16 protein-coding genes and 1 pseudogene are annotated in these 17,756 nt (G+C 57.9%); 8 read left to right on the plus strand and 9 right to left on the minus strand.

Annotation, left to right across the window (positions count from 1 at the left end; genetic code table 11):
- Nucleotides 1-1,227 precede the first annotated feature (1,227 nt).
- A pseudogene (locus tag ABIE49_RS29185) lies at nucleotides 1,228-1,335 on the minus strand (NYN domain-containing protein); the annotation flags it as partial.
- 371 nt (nucleotides 1,336-1,706) lie between these two features.
- Here ABIE49_RS29185 and ABIE49_RS29190 point away from each other — a divergent pair.
- The 4 genes from ABIE49_RS29190 to ABIE49_RS29210 all read left to right on the plus strand — a co-directional run bounded on the left by ABIE49_RS29190 (nucleotide 1,707) and on the right by ABIE49_RS29210 (nucleotide 4,090).
- Entirely contained in the window at nucleotides 1,707-1,973 is a 267-nt protein-coding gene (locus tag ABIE49_RS29190) for a hypothetical protein (RefSeq protein ID WP_192740474.1), read from the plus strand.
- A 1,002-nt stretch (nucleotides 1,974-2,975) separates the two neighbouring features.
- Nucleotides 2,976-3,134: a hypothetical protein gene (locus ABIE49_RS29200; protein ID WP_192740473.1), complete on the plus strand. Its 159-nt coding sequence runs from the start codon at nucleotides 2,976-2,978 to the stop codon at nucleotides 3,132-3,134.
- Between the two features lie 9 nt (nucleotides 3,135-3,143).
- A complete protein-coding gene (locus ABIE49_RS29205) occupies nucleotides 3,144-3,350 on the plus strand; it encodes a DUF2188 domain-containing protein (RefSeq protein ID WP_192740472.1) in 207 nt (68 codons plus the stop codon).
- Between the two features lie 530 nt (nucleotides 3,351-3,880).
- Nucleotides 3,881-4,090: a hypothetical protein gene (locus ABIE49_RS29210; RefSeq protein WP_192740471.1), complete on the plus strand. Its 210-nt coding sequence runs from the start codon at nucleotides 3,881-3,883 to the stop codon at nucleotides 4,088-4,090.
- Between the two features lie 65 nt (nucleotides 4,091-4,155).
- Here the strand turns inward: ABIE49_RS29210 and ABIE49_RS29215 are convergent, their stop codons facing one another.
- A complete protein-coding gene (locus tag ABIE49_RS29215; RefSeq protein WP_192740470.1) occupies nucleotides 4,156-4,326 on the minus strand; it encodes a hypothetical protein in 171 nt (56 codons plus the stop codon).
- 1,636 nt (nucleotides 4,327-5,962) lie between these two features.
- Here ABIE49_RS29215 and ABIE49_RS29225 point away from each other — a divergent pair.
- Together ABIE49_RS29225 and ABIE49_RS29230 are read left to right on the plus strand one after the other, a co-directional pair.
- Nucleotides 5,963-6,241 (plus strand): DUF2934 domain-containing protein, encoded by a 279-nt coding sequence (locus tag ABIE49_RS29225; RefSeq protein ID WP_192740469.1) that lies wholly within the window; start codon nucleotides 5,963-5,965, stop codon nucleotides 6,239-6,241.
- A gap of 54 nt (nucleotides 6,242-6,295) precedes the next feature.
- Nucleotides 6,296-6,478, plus strand: coding sequence for a hypothetical protein (locus ABIE49_RS29230; protein WP_192740468.1), 183 nt, complete (start codon nucleotides 6,296-6,298; stop codon nucleotides 6,476-6,478).
- A gap of 1,297 nt (nucleotides 6,479-7,775) precedes the next feature.
- On the opposite strand, the gene ABIE49_RS29235 is transcribed toward ABIE49_RS29230, so the two are convergent.
- Both ABIE49_RS29235 and ABIE49_RS29240 read right to left on the minus strand, forming a co-directional pair.
- Nucleotides 7,776-8,012 (minus strand): DUF6894 family protein, encoded by a 237-nt coding sequence (locus ABIE49_RS29235; protein WP_192740467.1) that lies wholly within the window; start codon nucleotides 8,010-8,012, stop codon nucleotides 7,776-7,778.
- 325 nt (nucleotides 8,013-8,337) lie between these two features.
- Nucleotides 8,338-8,562, minus strand: coding sequence for a hypothetical protein (locus ABIE49_RS29240; RefSeq protein ID WP_502915932.1), 225 nt, complete (start codon nucleotides 8,560-8,562; stop codon nucleotides 8,338-8,340).
- Nucleotides 8,563-10,570: 2,008 nt separating this feature from the next.
- On the opposite strand from ABIE49_RS29240, the gene ABIE49_RS29245 reads away from it, so the two are divergent.
- Nucleotides 10,571-10,774 carry a cold-shock protein gene (locus tag ABIE49_RS29245; RefSeq protein ID WP_192740466.1) on the plus strand — a complete coding sequence of 68 codons (204 nt, stop codon included), beginning with the start codon at nucleotides 10,571-10,573 and terminating at the stop codon, nucleotides 10,772-10,774.
- A gap of 536 nt (nucleotides 10,775-11,310) precedes the next feature.
- On the opposite strand, the gene ABIE49_RS40105 is transcribed toward ABIE49_RS29245, so the two are convergent.
- The 3 genes from ABIE49_RS40105 to ABIE49_RS29255 form a co-directional block, all read right to left on the minus strand.
- Nucleotides 11,311-11,526, minus strand: coding sequence for a DUF6894 family protein (locus ABIE49_RS40105; RefSeq protein ID WP_502915933.1), 216 nt, complete (start codon nucleotides 11,524-11,526; stop codon nucleotides 11,311-11,313).
- 903 nt (nucleotides 11,527-12,429) lie between these two features.
- Entirely contained in the window at nucleotides 12,430-12,831 is a 402-nt protein-coding gene (locus ABIE49_RS29250; RefSeq protein ID WP_192740465.1) for a DUF1236 domain-containing protein, read from the minus strand.
- Between the two features lie 452 nt (nucleotides 12,832-13,283).
- Nucleotides 13,284-13,511: a hypothetical protein gene (locus ABIE49_RS29255; RefSeq protein ID WP_192740464.1), complete on the minus strand. Its 228-nt coding sequence runs from the start codon at nucleotides 13,509-13,511 to the stop codon at nucleotides 13,284-13,286.
- 756 nt (nucleotides 13,512-14,267) lie between these two features.
- Between ABIE49_RS29255 and ABIE49_RS29260 the strand changes: the two genes are divergently transcribed.
- Complete coding sequence (locus ABIE49_RS29260) at nucleotides 14,268-15,299, plus strand: AI-2E family transporter (protein WP_354067043.1); 1,032 nt, start codon at nucleotides 14,268-14,270, stop codon at nucleotides 15,297-15,299.
- Between the two features lie 224 nt (nucleotides 15,300-15,523).
- On the opposite strand, the gene ABIE49_RS29265 is transcribed toward ABIE49_RS29260, so the two are convergent.
- Both ABIE49_RS29265 and ABIE49_RS29270 read right to left on the minus strand, forming a co-directional pair.
- Nucleotides 15,524-16,894, minus strand: coding sequence for a transposase (locus tag ABIE49_RS29265; RefSeq protein WP_354066552.1), 1,371 nt, complete (start codon nucleotides 16,892-16,894; stop codon nucleotides 15,524-15,526).
- Nucleotides 16,895-17,126: 232 nt separating this feature from the next.
- Nucleotides 17,127-17,648, minus strand: coding sequence for a septal ring lytic transglycosylase RlpA family protein (locus ABIE49_RS29270; RefSeq protein ID WP_192740576.1), 522 nt, complete (start codon nucleotides 17,646-17,648; stop codon nucleotides 17,127-17,129).
- Between the last annotated feature and the right edge of the window lie 108 nt (nucleotides 17,649-17,756).

Here is a 17,756-nt window from a genome sequence, read left to right on the forward strand (position 1 = left end):
CCTTATTTCCCCCTTCGCCCTCAGCCCATATCTCTAAAAGCCGGGAGTTTCGAAACCAGCGCGGGCGAGCGAACGATAAGGCGCCCGACGCGCAACGTTCAAAAGTGAACAGATTACTCAACAGACGGCGCTGGCCCGGTTGGCTGGTTCGCACCGCGACGCCGCATCGCGAAATCGAATTAATTTTGAGCCGTGGCGAGGTCGGTCTAGCGTGGATGGGCGCGCCTACCGCCAAGCGCGTAGCCGGAAAAGACGGCCTCAGCCCGCCCCCGCGCTGACGCCGTTTCTCGGGTTCAGAAGTTCCGCATGGCATGCGGTCTGCTCCCGCCGATCGGTGAATGCGTTATGAGGCAAGAGCGACTCGAAGTGGAGTCGAATCCTGTTTCTCCATGAACACAACGTGGTGTTGCGACGCGACACGCCAAATACCGCACCAGGACAACGGCGAGGAAAAAAGCAAAGCGGGACCCCCCGCCGGTCTGGTAGAGGGCGGGGGTCATGCAGGAAAGATGGTACGAGGCTAAAGCTCGGGTCTCTAGGTGTCGCGCCAAGGACCCGCAGGATGGATCGAAGCGCGGATGCCAAGTTTGAGCAAGGCGATTTGGTGAGCAAGCCGCACGGTATTTCAGCGTTGATGTGTTGGAACAAAAGACCTGTTGACCGCGCTTGTTTGCGGGGTGGCCAGTGTTTCTCGTGCCGACGGACGCGGGGAAGCGTCCGAAAATGAGTGGCTATTTTTCGCTTTCGGAATAATTCGAAGCTGTTCGCAGTTCGAACGTTCCCAGCCGGAATTCATCGGTTTCTATTGAGCGGCCTAGGGTTCGGACGAGAGTGAAAGCTGCGGTTGGGTTGTTCTCCCATACCCATAAATCCTCGGCTGTTATCGTCAGCCAGCCGAACCTAAACATGTATCGGCCTGGATCTTTGACACGCCCAACCTGTGCCCAAGTGAGCTTTTTGATATCCGACATTTGTCCATCGCGTTGCATACAGAGCTTCAAACCATTGGGCGAAGCGTTTAGTTCCTAGCCTCTATGTTGGGAGAGGGTGCAGAGCTGCTTTACACAATCTCAAGCGCAGCGTGCGTGGACCGGATCGTGCCGACCTGAACGAATCGCGATTCACTTAATTCTTGCGCCCTGCACCAGAATAACTGGACGTGTGGGTTTATGCTCGCCATATCGATCGTGGCGCCACTGAAACAGCGTGCTCAGGCGCGAAGGCCAGAAAATCGCCGTCCCCGGAAAACAACACTATGTGGTCGAGATACTTCGCAATCACGAGCGCATTGACTGCGAGTTCAACTCCAATATTGCGCTTGTATTTCCGCCGGCCCTGAACACACCCCAGCCAGACCAAGAGAAGCCGACAGTAAGGAAGGTCACGATCCATGGCTTTCAATCAGCGCCTACTGCTATAGGCGAACCGTTGATCTAGATCACGGTCAGATCTATCCGAACGTGTCCTTTGCTCTGTGCATTGCCGGCGGAAGGAATTGAAGCGCCGGCGCCGATGCGCAAGCGCAACCGGCCGCGGATTGCGGGGCACGCCAGACGGCTCGGGAACGCCTTCGGTCGCGAATGGATCCGTAACCGCCCATTAACCCTTCGGTATCACTCTCTATCCTGACCTTTTGGATGGTCGCGCGTACCGAGTACTAGGCCGTCGCTGGGAATTCCGCGACGGCCTTTTTTCGTGGGGGGTGGATGGACTACCAGGCATTTACGAATGAGAGCCTCACCATGATGTACGAAGCCGTCCGGGGAGCGCTGGCTGCCGATGACGCGGTGGAGCGCGAGGGCGGCGAGCCAAAATTCAAGGTCCGCGACACGCCGGACTGGAAAAAGCATGCAGCCGACCTTGAAGCTGAGATGCTGAAGCGAGGAATGAATTTCAGCGTGATCGAATGGCACGAGGGCCAGGAGAAGCTTCCGTTCGATTGGTCAGGCCGGGACGGCGTTCGCCGGCAATAACCCCTAGATTACCAATCGCACGGCAACAGACGCCCCGATAACTGCGGATGCAATGGCAATCTGGGAGCTCACACCAAGAGGCCAATCAAGTTTGCGCTTGGTGTGCATCCAGTTGTGAAAGCGTACAAGGGTGGCCAAGGGCTGGCGAGGATAAAGCATATAAACCAACTTTAGCGGATCCGGGAGCATCCCCCCAACGGCACCAGCCAGTACAGCGACCATGTTGGCTTTCGTCCCAAAGATTCCGACTGCGAGAACTAGGCCCGCGAATGCGTCGAAGCCAATCACGGCCAAATCGCGTATCCGTGCCGCGGATATTCGCCAACTATTTCGAGCGCCGGCTCTCCACGATCTCGATCTGAGTGAATAATCCCAATGAGGGATTGAGTCGATCACGAAATGGCTTGCAAAGCCCGCCACGAATGCGGCGACCGGGTGGGACGGCATCAGAGTGGCAAGAGCCGCCCCAACGACCGCATGTGTGCTCAGGATCATCTTAAACCAATAGTGGCTGCCGCAGTTGGCCGCAATCTTTCGTTCTGGCGCGAGGGCTACTGTCCCCGCGAATGCCTGCAGATGGTCGGCATCTCCGACTGCTTGCTCGTGTCGACGTAGACCCAGACGTTTATGAGAACGCATCCCCCCAAAAACGCTTCTGGGCTTCACTCGATCAGCTGATCCGCGAGCACAAGGATTGTCGGCGGGTGCCGCGCCGGGTGTAGACCTTGATCGCTTCGTTAGCTAGGTGGACCTGAACGCGGTAGCCGTCGAACTTGATCTCGTGAAGCCAGCGTTCGCCATCCGGGACGCTAACCGACGGTGGCAAGAGCGGGTTCAATGTCCGGGGAACGGCGCCTTGACGCCGATCGCCGCCGGTTTCTTCCGCTGAAACGCCACGACGCAACTCCGCTGCAGAACCGGGATTCAAGCGAAACGCTGCTGATTCGTTCCCTCACACTGGAACGGGATGGCGGCTAAGCGATTAAATTAGAAGGAGGAACCATGAGCAAAGAAACCCCGAAAGACGACGCTCGCCAACGCACCGATCAAGGCTCGCACGCACAGACGGACAAGCCATGGAAAGGCAACCCGGAGAAAGAGCAGCGCAACGACGGAGCCAAGATCGATCTTGAGAAATGGCAAAAGTCCGGAACACATTAGGAGCTGACAATGGGATTGGCGTCTTACGAAATCGTTGGCGACGCTGGGGAGTGGCGGGTGAGCCATGACGGCAAGGCCGAGAATGTCTATCAAACCAAGGAATCGGCATTCGAGGCCGCGGTTGCCGCAGCTTCATTGGCGCTCCGGCAGGGTCATGAGGTGATCGTGAAAGCTCCCGGCCACGGGACGGCTACGGGTGCGGCGAACTCGGGGTAAGCAATCCGTGTGCAGCACGTGCGATGTCATTTTCCGCGGACTCGCGAAGTGATAGATCCCGACTGCCCCATTTGCGCTGGCCTTGGCTGGGTGTATGCGAGAACCACCCGGACAAGGTGGGACCGGCGCGGGCATGCCGTGCGAATGCCAGCGCGCCAATGGCCTCGAGCAGCCTGATGTCAGCAAGTTGATGGACGAGCGGGCGTATATACCGCTGGCAGATTTAGGTACGGCGAAGGTCAGAAGGACTTCCTCGTAGTGAGGATGAAAGAGGCGTTTGTGGCGAGCTATAGCTTTTGACGATAATCCCTGGCTGTCATAGTCTAGGGTGCCAAGTCAACTTATCAGGATCCCGCCGGCGCTTTTTCGTTGCCTTTGCACCGATCTCGTCAGGAACGTCTTCGCCCGTCCGCGGTTAGTGCAAGCGGAGACGGAATCACGCGAGGAGCGGGACAGTCCCGGCTAAAGGTCATGCGGTGCAACGCCCGCATGGCCTTAGTCATATGTGAAGAACGACCGGGAGTAACACTTTGACCTATAAAGTGGTCGCAGAACGTGGCGACGAAACTATACGAAGCACAAGAGAGAGTGCCCTTATCGCTGTAGCCAAGGCCAAAATCTTCATCGAAGAAGGTTGGAAAACTTCTATTACCGACGAACACGGAAGAAATTTCGAACCTGCTGATTTCCATTTGCTGCCTGCTCATCCTGCCAAATTCCTCCGTCGTACTGAGGATTAGGCGAAGAGAACACTTCAGTCGAAACCCGTCCCATGTGAACAGCCGCACTACGCAAGCAGGGCGCCTCACTCCTCTACTAATTGGATTTTGGCACGACTTTTGCGCCGGTGATAGCTGGTCCGGCCACTATCCCATTTCACTTTGATCTCGCCGTCAGCTTCGACAATCGTGCCGATGTCGCCGACGTCGTCCCGCGCGACGCGCTGGCCTACCTGAAGGTCGGTAATGCTGATCATGGTCGAAGGGTGTTGAGCGCGCCTATCTGGGCGGTCGTAGGCCAGGGGATGAAAGCCACTCTTGCATATGGGAAACAATTTCAGCCTGGCGCGCCCTGCGTAGGAGCTTATCGCGTTCAGCCCCAGGTGGGGTGCTCTGAGCTTTCTCGAGAAGTTGCGCGGCCCGTTCCTTGGCGCGCTCATCAAGTGAGATTGTTTGCGGTGCGAAACGGCGTGGCTGCATGGCGCTGCTCTAATTTCTGGTGGAACAACAACGCGCGGCCAAGTCCAGAGTTCTGTTCACTTGTGCACTTACCGCTATTCGGTTTCCGTGCATGCTGCTCATTTATCTCGATGCAACGCCCCCGTTAGCCCTTGGACCTTTGCGAACCAAATCTGCTTGAACTGCTTACGAAACGCGATTGGGCGCTGGTGTCTGTGGTTTTAGCGGTAGCGGTCCTAGCTATTTACTGGTTGGTCTTCATCGCTTCAGGCGACCGTACTTCTTAAGTTCGCGTTGGCTTCCAATGAAGCAAGGCCTCTTCAACCTGATCGGCAAGGGTTGAGAGATGCAAGGCCAGTCGGTCAAACAGATCCCGCTTTGCCGGGTCCGTGGCGAGGTCGCTAATCAGTCTGCATTCAGCCGCGTCGGCCCTGAGCCTTTCTAATTGTTTTTGGTAGTCCTTCACGGCGGGCACTCCAGCTAGCCATGAGCACACCCTAACACCGCTTAATTCAGACCGTCCTCAAAAAATGACGACCCTGGAGCGCGTAATCCAGGGCCATCTGGGAAGTGATCTATCGTGCACGGGGTTGGCACGACGCTTCGCTAATTCACGACCGCCGCGACCGTTCCAAACGGCCCGGCCAGTCCATTACAAAAAGCAGCGTCACCAAGACGATCAACTTTAGCCCCTGCCTAACGACGGGACGTTTCGATGAGTTAGGAACGATCCGGCGCCGCAGGAATCGATTCCGCGCTCCCGGTGACTCCTCAGCCTCCAACCGGGAGAAAACCCCCATTGGGTTGGCGGCCTTTGGTGCACGTGGCGTTCTCCGCGCCGGGGCCGTTTGCGCGATTCGCGTTCCGATGAATGTTCAAAAGTGAACTGAAGCACTGCGCGGGCGGATGGGGCTTGAACGCGGCGCTACGCATCGACCTTCAGTGAGTTTAGGCTGGATCTCGCCCGGGCCCGGACGATACACAGACGACCCTTGACCGCAGAGACCGAGCGTCTCATGGCCACTGCTATCGAAAGATAGATCTGCGGCTGTCTCGTAATTCAAGCAGCCACGTCTTCAGTCCAAGGCCTATTGTTATTTCCCACCATCGCAGGTTCTAAGGCGTCTAATCATTAACAGGCTGAGGCGCGGTTGCCGCCCTTGAGGGGCGGGCCCGCCAGTCTGCCGTTACGAAGATACCTTGCTCGCCCGGACTCTTCAGCGAGCTTGTGGAGCGACCGCGCTTTGTCTTGGTCGGGTTCGATGAGCGCTAAGCGACGGTGTTTTACGGCTTTGGGAGTACTCACGGGCCAATTCCTTACGCAACCAAACAACGATCGGAAGATAAGAAGCGCGCCGGGAAAATGGATTCCTTCAAGGTGAGGAAACTGAACCATTTCCGGCCCGGGCCGTCTTATATGGACGGAGGTTGGCCATGGACCAGCTCGAAGACCCCCGCGACCTGGAGCGCAAGATTGAACAAGCGAGCCGTATAGCCTCTCGCGTAACAGACCAGACGACTTATCAGCGCCTTACCGCTTGGGTCGATGAACTAAGACAGAAACTGCAAAAACACCTTGCTGCTAGGCGATCTAAGGAAGAGATTAGAGCGCGCGCTCACGAACTATGGGAGCAGCACGGCCGCCCGGTTGGCCGGGACGAGGAGTTCTGGCTGCAGGCAGAGTCGGAGCGCGGGAAATCTCGAGACGAGTAGATCTGGGTGCGCTTACGCCCTGACCGGGGCGATTGCGCGCAAGAGGAGGACGCGATGTCAGTTCCCAAAAAGCCTCTGAAGCCCGGCGATTTTCCGGTGAATGCCGACGGTAAAAAGATCAAGAAGCAAGACGGCGCTCCGATTGCAGACACCGATGATCCGGCTGTTGCTGGTGACATTGCCGAACGTCTTAACGACGACGAAGCCCGGCGCGAAGAAGATAAGTGGTCGGCGTGATACCTAGACGCAAGCATGCCCGCCGGTTCAACGGTAATTTGCGTCGGCTTTTGTGGCCAATGAAAAAGGCCGCAGGCGTTGCGCGCTGCGGCCTTGTCCGGGAAAACTGATTGTCAGTGCAATAACAATACTCCCAGTCCCGATAACGTCGAAGCTGCCGCAAGACACTCGAGTGGTGGAGTCATAATCAGTGTTCCAGGAAGCGGAACATTCCGCGTGTTGCAGGGCGGTGACAGCATTTAAGCCCGCTTGGCGACGCGTAGCGCTTTGCTAAGCCAGAGGAGGCGGGGCGCCCTTCACCCCGTTGGGAAGGGAAGTGACCACCCTCTCCAGATTGGATTGCTCTTCGGTCAAGCGCCTTTGGACAAACTGGCGCTCAAGCTCTGTCAAGCTGGTCTGCAATAGGTTTCGATAGCGTTGAATATTGCTGCGGTGTGTACGCAAGCGAGCCAACTGTTGATCAATCATTTGTCGTCCCTTGACGAGGGGTTTAATTCCTTCTCACCGCGCAACGCGGGCAAGAGCGAAGTATATTCGCTCTGGCGGCATCGGCATTTCCCCGGCCGGGTCTTTAAATCCCGGCGGGGCTAAGCCTGCCCCACGTCTGTGACGCTTTGATTACAATGGGGTGTGTGACTCCGAGCTAGGGCCGGCGGAGCTATAGTCCGGCGCCGATGCCGATGCGTTACGCGAGATCGGGGTGATGAAATCCCTGTACAGGCAGGTTGGGCTTTTGGCACCATCGAATAGCACGGTGACGCCTGTATTGCTTCGGAAAACCTCGACAACGATCCCAGTCTTGCCGGCCAGCGATCGCAATCGAGCGGCTCCGAGTTCACTGATCTTGAAGCGAGCGCCGACGACTAGTCTGTTAAATTCTTCCACGTCACTCACAATTTTACTCCACGGTAAAAAAACAGACTTAGAATGAAATTTTCAAACTACTGCCCGGCCCAGCTGTTCCAAACGGACGGCTTGTTTACGAAGGGGCAGCGGAGGTGCTCCAAAGTAGCTCGGAACGATCCAACGAAGTTGCGCTAACTTTGGTCGCCGTTGGCGCTTTTTTCGGCGTTGCGGGATGGGCCGGCCCCAGCGAGCTTCCCGCCCTGCTGGGGCCAGCTTCTCTGCGCAGCTCGGAGATTATCGAAGGGGCAAATCGCTAGATAAGGATGGGGGCTTAGCCTTTAGCCCCAGCACCACGCGCCGGGTCAGCACCATCAATCGCTGCGCAATAGCGCCGAGGCAAACGAGCACAACGAGGAATTAAGAAGGTTCGCAAGCTTCGCGTCGGGGCGCTTCACTGCAGAGACTTCGGGTCCCACTGAAAGATGACCTCGCAAACTCGGCCCTTAGCGGTTCGCACTATTATCGACAAGTGTGCGATTGTCCGCTCTAAGAGGAGATGGTCGCGCGCAATTTCAGCTAACGTTCGGGCAGCCTCTTGTCGTGCCGAACCTACATCAAGAAGGAGTTCACCCTCTTCATCAACCGTTACATCATCATCTATGACGATGTCGAAGTAGTAGCGGATCATCGCGCACTCTCCGGTTCGGCGGGAGCGCTATCGGGTCGCTTGCAAGTCTTACACAGCTAGACGCAATGAACTGAATTAAGCGCGCCGTTCCTGGCCGGTCTGTTCACTTGTGAACCCTTCGAGTTCGATTTCTTTGCCTTTTCAGCGTTCGTTGGCCCAGGGAGCAGCGCAGCCATCAGGAAGTTAATTGCCTGCGCGGTCGGTCGGAGCGGGGGTCACGCGGGCCCGCTATGAGCTTGCTGCTACCGGCGGGAATGCGAATCTAAACTTTGAGATCGCCGGGTTTCGACGCCGTGTCGCGTCCAGACGATCTCCTCTCAACAAATTACGTAGCTGAATGTTCGGTGCACACGTCAGAAGGCAAAGTGAGTGTGAGGGGGAACGTGCCTGTAGCCAACGCCTGAAAGGCCGACTGCTCCTCTGCCAAGCGGCGTTCGATGAAGGCGCGCTCTAAGTCTGTCAGGATTGTCTTGAGTAGCCCGCGGTAACGCCTGATATTATTGCGGTGCGCGCGCAAGCGGGCCAACTGTTCGCCGATCATCGTCGTCATTCCTCAGACGGTCGCCAGCTTTCGTTTGGTGAGAGGGGACGGGCCCCGCGGGAAAAAATTAGGCGAAGGCCGGCTTCAGTCAAGAACCCGCATTTAAACTATTTTGGCCAGGATTCTCGATCAAAGTTGCAGCCATTCCGGGGTAATCCCGACCAAGGCTCTCTGCGTCCGACCTGTGGGCATGAGACGCAATAACAGGCCCGTCAGGGGGCAGTTACCGGCGGGTTTTTCTTTGCCCGTGCAAAGGACCCTTATACGAGGCTGACAACGGCAAGGACTAGATCGGGGCCGAGTTCACTCAATGCCAGCGCGATCAATGTTCCGGCACAGACGGCTAAAATGGCGGTGACTGTGAGAGCAATCATTTTGAAATCCCCTGTTGTCAGTGACGAGGAGACTGCTCCGGCTTCGTTTCCGGACGACTGCGTGGGGGAAGGCAATGGGTTTCGTTCACCGAGACGTTATCTTCCGTAGGAATGTCGAAATGGGCCGACCGCTAAGAGGAGCGGAACAATTCCTGACCGGTTCGCTTAGTTGTGCAAGACCGAATGGTGCAACGTCCCCCCGAGCTTCATTCGAGGAAATGTCGGCCCCAGTGTTCGCCCACCGCGCGGCGCTGGGGCCGTTTCTTTGGAACTCCTGAGCGCTCTAAGAATCGACTCTGCGCTCCCGGTATGCCCCGAACCTCCGACCGGGAGAAAACCCCCCACCGGGTTGGCGGCCTTGGTCAGCGTGGCGTTCTCCGCGCCGGGGCCGTTTGTGCCGAGGGTGCGCGGATTACGGCCCGCGTGTGCGGGTGCGCTCGATCCCGTTGTTGATTTCGTTGATGCAGGCTGCGACGGCGGCCTCTCGACTGAGAAATAGGGCGGGACTGACTATTGGGTTCGCTAGCCGCGAAGATAATCCAAACCCATCTGGAGGGCTCGATCTCGCGAACGTCGTACTTGACCGTGCGGTGCTCCATGAGGAGGGAAGACACGGGGCTTAGTTTTTGTTCCGGCGAGCGCCGATGGTGCTCAGGCCGCATAATTATATCGGGAAGCATGCGGGATAAGTAGGCAAGCATGCAGGAAAGGCGGTCGACTATACCGACCGCATCGTTACTCTGTCAGCAGCCCTCACGCGGGCTTAAAGAAGCGATGCTACCTCGACTTAGCCCCGCCCTAACCGGCGGGGTTTTTCCATCCCCCGGAAAGCGACCCACTCAACAGTTCTCCTGATTCGGGAAAAACGGGCAATGGTGGGCTTATTGATTTAGGTCAAGAATCCCGGATTTCCTACGATCTGCATGCCGGTATGAATGGACGCATCGATTGGCTCGGTATTGCGGGATATGGCTCGCTGGTCCTAGCCCGGCTGGCGCTGATTGCCCTTCTCTTGTCTTAGGCGCCGATGGTGATGGCCTCGTCGCCCTCCCGCGCCAGCCGTTTCCGTGGCCTCTCTGTCATTGGCGCAAACTAGCGGCTCGTATCCGATGAAATGCCCGTCCTCGCCTACAATGTAAGCACGATACTCTGGCATCATCGGCGCACTTGCAGGCCCGGCACCGTAGCCACTCTTGGACCTCCAAGGCGGTCTCCAACTGGCGAACCTGACGTATTAGATTGTCGCGCTTGATCCCTGGGCGCGTGCCTTGGGCTACCTTTACGGAGGCGTTCAGCTTCGTGAGATAGACGTTGATCGAGCGGTTCGGACTGTTTGAAACGGCGTCGCTACATGGGGCTGCTCCATTCCTGAGGAAGGCGGGAGCGCAACTGGCGTTCTCATCACCAATATAAGCCACTAACCGTGCGGTGATACCAATTCAACGGCTCGGTCTATGTCCGGTTTCGGACAGAGCCCTGATTTAATGAAAAGACGGCCCTCGTGCACGAAATCCGAAGCCCCAAAGCCGCCGCGGCGAGAGTATCGCGTAGAAAACCCGCCGGGGGCAGTAACAGTGGGTTCTTCTTGCCGCACACCGGCCGCCGACCTAGGCTGGGCATTGTTTTGCAACGGGAGAACGGGCGTGGCGACAGGTACGGTGAAGTGGTTCAACGCGACCAAGGGTTTTGGTTTTATTCAACCGGACGGCGGGGGCAATGATGTGTTCGTCCACATCTCGGCCGTGGAGAGGGCCGGCCTCAGCAATCTGAACGAAGGCACCAAAGTAAGTTATGAAGTGAAGGAAAATCGCGGAAAAATGTCGGCGGAGAATCTGAGGGTCGGCTGACGGCGACGGAAACCTTGCGAGGGCGGGACAGTCCTGGTTAAAGGCCATACGGTGTAACGCCCGTGTCGCCTTAGCCTGTTCGGAGCGGCCCGACGGTTGAGCGGCGGGCTTTCTTCTTGATGTTAGGAACGATCCGGCGCCGCAGGAATCGACTCTGCGCTTCCGGTGACTCCTCAGCCTCCAACCGGGAGAAAACCCTCATTGGGTTGGCGGTCCCTTGGTGCAGCGTGGCGTTCTCCGCGCCGGGGCCGTTTGCGCCATCCGCGTTCCGATAAATGTTCAAAAGTGAACTGAAGCACTGTGCGGGCGGGTGGGCTAGAACGTGGCGCTACGCATCGACCTTTAGCGATTCTGGGATGGATCTCACCCGAGCCCGGACAATACACAGACGACCTCTAATCGCAGAGGCCGAGCGTCTCATGGCCACCGCTATCGAAAGATAAGATCTGCCGCTGTCTCGCAATTCAAGCAGCCGGTGATCATCCTCCTCCGTCCAAGGTCTGTTCCTACTTCCAACCATCGCAAGTTTCACGACATCAGGGTGAGAGTGATGGAGCAATCGGCACCTTGCAGAGATCGTTTCCCTCATCGTCCACTACGACCAGGCAACGAGGCGTTTCGCCGACCTCAGCGGCCATCGCATCCGCAATTTGGTGCACTTTGGCGATTGCATCCTCGTTATCTCTACAATGAAGGCCACGCGGGTCTGGAATCCGATGTCCATTCGCTAATTCAAAATGATAGTGCGGCATTGATGGGAAATGCAGATGCTGGGTTATCGTTCCCCAGGCGGGCCCATTCGATCAACGCGAATCTCGATCCAGACGTTCGTGCCTCCCATCACTCGCTATCGGCGACCCGGATTTGGCAGGTGAGGTAGACTCTTTCACTGATCCAGTGTGCCGCTCGGCCCGCCCGATACGGGCGAAGGATGTCGCCAATACCCGAGGCAACGTACCGCCTATTTCGAGTGGCGCGAGAAACGAGTCTCCGCGCGTCTGGCAACGCCGCACAACTGAGTTCCTGCGTTCACAAGTGTACAGACGCTCGCGAACTCTGAGGTCCATATTGGGCCCCGCGTTAAGTCTTGACGGCTCCAGTTGCTTCCCCGCGCTGGGGCCGTTTTTTAACAAGCACGTCAGCCAGTTCAATCGCGGCCGGATAGGAAGCTAGTTTCCCTCGTGCACGCGATTGAGTGCCTAGCTGAACGCGAGAACGAGCCAACCTGAACACAACATCACAAGGGCGGTTACAATTAGCGCGAGGAAACCGTCGGACACGAAGTCATGATTACGCATGATACGTCTCCTGCCGTTGGTCGCACTGATCCATCCCGAACGCGATGCCGGTGATCCTGACGAGCGATGGAAGCTATCGGTGGGCCGGCCGGCAGTTTCGGGTACGAAACGGACCAGCGGCGCCGGTCGGTAAATGTCAGTTCGTCGAAGCAAAGAGGAAGTGGCATTGCGGGGCTGTCGAGGCAGCTTTTGACCCAGAGCGGACTTCGGACCAGCGGACCGCCTTGATATGGCCGGTACTCTATCTGCCCACGTCGAGGACGCGAGGGATGCGCCTCCCTCTGGGCGGTGAGGATGTCCTTGCAGCCGAACGCATAAGGCCGAAAAAGTACGGCCCGCCGAAGCGGGCCGCATTTATCAATCGATGACTTCGATGATCCGATGAGTACCTAGATCGACCAAGACCGTCCGATCATTGACGACTGTGTAGCGATACTTGGTGACGCCGTATTCGCGCGGCACTTCGTAATAGGTCACGCCGCTCGAGGGCAAATCAGCGCCAACTCGGACTTCGCGTTCATAACGATACGAGCCGTGCTTCTGGCCGGATACATAGGTGCGAAAGCGCGGACGGGTCTCGTCCGAGATGCCGCCCGCCACTGCGCCGACAGTAGCGCCAACTGCAGCACCCGCCGGGCCGCCCACGATAGCGCCGCCGACAGCGCCCGTTGCCGCACCAGTCGCGGCACCGCCTTGTGCAAACGCTCCGGTTGAACTCACGAGGGCAATCAGCAGGCTTCCCAGTACTACTTTCTTCATAACGTCATTCTCCAATGTTGCGTTGTGGGGAGCCAACAAGATCGATTGCCGGTTGTTCCCGGCGTTAGCGGCGCTCCGTAGAAACCAGGCGAACGTTCGTTGCGTGCTGTCCGGCATTGCGGAGACATGACGGAGTGAAATTCGGCCACACTTGCTTCGAGCAGTCCTCCGTTGGGGTGTTCGCTTTGTCGCTCGGCGCCGTCGCTTCCTCTGCGCGAGCACCTGTTGCCAGGAGAAGCAGTAGTGCGATAGCTGACAGGTTACGTTTCATTGATCCGCCTCTTTGTAAAATTTTAACCACAACGAGGATAGGGGGCGCGGTGTTCCGCTGAATTTTGCTTGAGCCAAAGAAAAGCCCTGCCGAGTGGGGTGCTCGGCAGGGCTGCGCAGAGAAGTCGACAGACGGCAAGCGGGGAAACTTGGTGGCCCGTCGAGGGTCTGCGTTCTTACAATCAGTTCTCGGAGCAAACCTTGATGGACTTCATGCCAGTCTCGGCTTCGGTCCGGGTCTTGAACGTGCCGTTATCGACAATCGTCGTGGTGGTCGTGGTCGGCTTTTTGTCGACAATGGTGCACTTCTTGGTCGTGGTGTCCCTCACGACGTAGAATTCGGTGGTCTGCGCGAACGCCGAAGTGACGGTAAAGGCGACGACAGCGGTCGAAAGTAGAAGCTTCTTCATGGTTTCCTCCAGTGGTGTCTAAGCTTCGTTAAAAACAAGGTGCTAGAGGACGGCTCGAAGCAGGAAATAGCTCGCGCCACCTAAAGTGACGACAGCAGGAACGGCCCAAAGATAAGTGCTGGCATGTTCTTCTCCTCGGTATGCCTACGAGGTTCAAACGCGCCCTATTGCCACTTGTTCCCGACTCGGGGCAGCCGGTTAGGTGAAGCGAGGGAAGCGGGTAAGGGCATCAGGCCGCATAACGCTGACGGAACGGGCAGCATTCAGTGTGCAGTATGCTGCCCGAGGAGTGAACGGGAAAGCAGCCACACGGAGGTTTCGGTAGTCGAGGCAGACGCCGTTGGCGACACGGCAAACTAGACGGTTTTCGCTTGGATGCCCTTCGTTTGGTCGCTGACGGGGTTAGACCGGATAACTGGGATGACGGGCCAAGGTCGCCCTGTTGACCCAAATCGGAATGGCAGCGAGCCGTCCGCGCCGATTGAGCTCACGAGGGACCCGAAGGGAATGACTGTCCCGCGACTGAACTAATTAGATTGGCTTCCCGTCGCGAGCGCCCGTCTTTCGTCGGATTGCCACTGTTTCCCAGCGGGAACCGAACGACCGTCCTGCAGTTCTTTCATGACAATAGGGGCGCGACAGTTGATGGCAGGAAAAGTGAGTTCAGCCGCGTCCAAAAAGCGGCCGTCCGAGCAGATCGAGGAAGCGCCTGCCAGGACGGAGAGAAAGCCCCTTCCGTTGGGCGCGGGCGCGCGCATGAACGCGCGGGTCGTGCTTGCCCTAGTCCTGTTTGGCCTCGCGCTATGGACCGCTGCGGGCTTTCTGCCGGCGCTGATCTGGGCCACGATTCTCGCGGTCGCCCTGTGGCCGCTGTATCTCAAATTTGCGGCGCGCTTTTCCTCAGGTCCCTCCAGCCTGTCCGCATTCATCTTCACCGCAATCGTTGCGCTTGTCCTGTTCACCCCGATGTCGCTTGCCGTCTACCAGATCGCGCAGCAAGGCGACGTGCTCGTGAGTTGGCTCAAGCAGGCCAAGGAGAGCGGGGTTGAAGTACCGGATTGGGTCACTCGTCTGCCGATTGCTGCGGAAAGTATGCAATCATGGTGGCGCGCCAACCTCTCGGACCCGAGAGCTGCCACCGCCTGGCTTCAAACCGTCAATGCGGATAATGCGTCGGAGTTTTTCAAAACGTTCGGCGGGCAGCTGCTTCATCGGCTGTTTCTGTTGTTATTCTCGCTCCTGACCTTGTTCTTTCTGCTCCGTAACGGTCGCGCCGTCGCGAGCCGTTTCCTCGAGACGTGTGATCGTCTCATCGGCGATGCCGGGGAGGGGTTGGTCGAGAAGATGGTCGAAGCCACGCGCGGCACGGTGAACGGCACGGTTCTCGTCGCCGTGGGCGAGGGATTGCTGATCGGCGTTGGCTTCTTCGTCGCAGGTGTACCGAATCCGGTGATGTTTACGATTCTGACGACGGCTTTCGCGATGCTGCCGTTTGGTGCATGGCTCGCCTTCACCACGGCGGCGTTGGTCCTGGTCTCCGGCGGCGGCAGTGGGTTCGCAGCCGCAGCCGTATTTTGCTGGGGCGCGATCGTCATGCTTGCCCTCGATCACTTCGTCTGGCCAACCCTGGTCGGCGGCTCGGCGCGTCTCCCGTTTCTTCTCGCCTTTGTCGGAATCTTCGGAGGCCTTGCTGCCTTCGGGTTGTTCGGGTTGTTTCTGGGGCCTGTGATCATGGCGGCGTTGCTGACCGTTTGGCGCGAGTGGATCTACCGGCCGGTTCCACAATAGAGTTCTCCAGCGGCGCCTCCGATCACGGCTCTGAGCGCCGTCGGTATTCGATATCCGAAACAGGTGATTGAGTTGCCGCCGGGGGCGTGACGCCAACTCAATGTCGCCTCTTGGCAGATTTTGTTGCAAAAGTCGGCTGTGACCGATGATGTCGTTCGGCCATTTGACTTCGGGCGACGGGGTTTGGTCCCTCGACCCTGACACTCTCTACGCAACTATTACGCTTACGCAATACAGAGAGCCCGAGCGGGTGGCGGTCGCGCAACCAGCGATGCGAGCCGCCGCAGGTTCTGGGCGATGGCAGCCAGAACGAACTCATCCTGGGCGCCTCGTGGACCGCGCAGTCGAAGGCGGCCGAGCTTCAGGATGCGCTTGAGGTGCGCAAACCGCATCTCGATCTTCTTGCGCTCACGGCGTGACTGCTCGAAGGCTTCAGTCTCCGCAAGCGAACGGGCAACGTCTCGGGCGTGTTCATGGATGTCGCGCGGGATCTTGCGCGATGGGTCTTTCGGACAGCATTGCGGTTTGAGCGGACATACATCGCAGTCGAGTTTGCTGGCGCGATATAGAAGTGTCTTGCCCTCGTGCACGGTGCCGCTCGTTCCGAGCTGCTTCCCGCCCGGGCAGTGGTAGACGTCGCTGGTCGGATCATATCGAAAGTCGCTGCGCGAGAGGGTGCCGTCATCTCTCTTCGACTTGTCGAACACGGGGATATGTGGCGCGATGCCTTTCTCCTCGACCAGCCAGTTCAGCATCGGAGCTGCCCCGTAAGCGGTATCTCCGACAAGCCGTTCCGGCTTAAGGCCGAAGCGTTCCTCTGTTCGCTCGATCATGGTCTTTGCCGCGCCGACCTCGGCCTGTCGAATGGAGCGGGAGGCCTCGACGTCAACGATCACGCCGAACTTCACGTCGATGAGATAGTTGTCGGAGTAAGCGAAGAATGCCGGCCCCTTGTGCGCCCCGGTCCACTGGGCCGCGGGATCGGACGGCGAGACGAACTTTGGCACAACGTCGCTGGCGGCGCCCCACGCCGTATCGTCGAGGGTCGCCAGATACTCCTTCACAGCGCGGCTTGATCTCGCCGGATCACGATCCCTGCGCCAATCCTGACCTGCGATTGAGCGCTGCTTGTTGGCATCGGCTTGGATCAGGCTCGCATCGACGGCGAAGCCTTCGCCGCCAACCAGACCGGCCGCAATGCACGCCTCGACGACCCGCTCGAACACCCGGCGAAAAATATCCCCCTCGCGAAAACGCTCGTTCCGGGCACGCGAAAACGCCGAATGATCCGGGACAGCATCCTCGATACCGAGCTTGCAGAACCAGCGATAGGCCAGGTTCACCTGCACTTCACGACAGATCAATCGCTCCGAGCGGATCGCAAACACATACCCCACCACCAGCATCCGGATCATCAGTTCCGGGTCGATCGATGGACGACCCATCGACGAATAATGAGGCGCAAGCTCGCTGCGAAGCCACGACAGATCGAGCGCAGTGTCGATCTTCCGCACCAGATGATCTTCGGGGACCGCATCGCCAAGACGAAACTCGTAGAACAGTTGACCTTGGTCACTCTGCAGACGGCCCATCATGGATCGACCTCACCGAGAATCGCGTAACCTCAACGGAATCACGCTTCGCGGCCTGTCTCAACTGACTTTTGCAACAAAATCGGCACTTTTCAGACATACCTGCTCAGACATACCTGCCTATCCTGAGAATGTCCGCTCGCCGGGGATAGACCGGAAGTCGCCGTGGTCCGGTCAAACCGTGACCCTGTAGCTCGCTTCATCTTGCTGCGAGATTTCCGCTAGCAGACACAAGCTATAGTACTTCAGCGCGAACCTGCGCCACGCCACGGTCCGTAATCCCTAAATGACGCGCAGCGCCGAGTGAAAGGTCGATGACCCGGCCGCGAACCCAGGGTCCCCGGTCGTTGATACGAACTATTACGGACTTGCTGCTCGCAAGATCAGTTACACGAACTCTTGTACCGAACGGTAGGTTGCGGTGGGCAGCGGTCAGAGAATTCCGAATGAACGGGGCACCGCTCGCTGTTTTTCCTGTCGGATATGAATAGTAAGAGGCCTTTCCAGAAAAAACCCGGTTTACAGATCGAGGGGCTGAGCGCTCTTCCGAACGACGAACTGTCTCCCCTCCGGTCGGAGGTTGCTCAAGCGGAGGATCCTGTTTGGGCTGGTCCTGTGCCTCGGGTGCCGGTTCTGCGTGCGCTTTTGGAATGATAGACCATCGATCAAGAAAGGTCTGCGCTGAAGCAGAATCTACGTTTACGCACAACCAAACGGGTACTGATACGATTGCAACTATTCCAAAAATAGGGCGCATGGGACGGGCCTCACAAACAAATAGTACAAATGAATAACGTAAGCTGTTGAGGCTCTGTTCCTGTCCTGCAGGCGATCAAGGGATATATACCGATGCTTCCAACTCATC

Source organism: Bradyrhizobium sp. OAE829, from assembly GCF_040546575.1.
Lineage (GTDB): Bacteria > Pseudomonadota > Alphaproteobacteria > Rhizobiales > Xanthobacteraceae > Bradyrhizobium.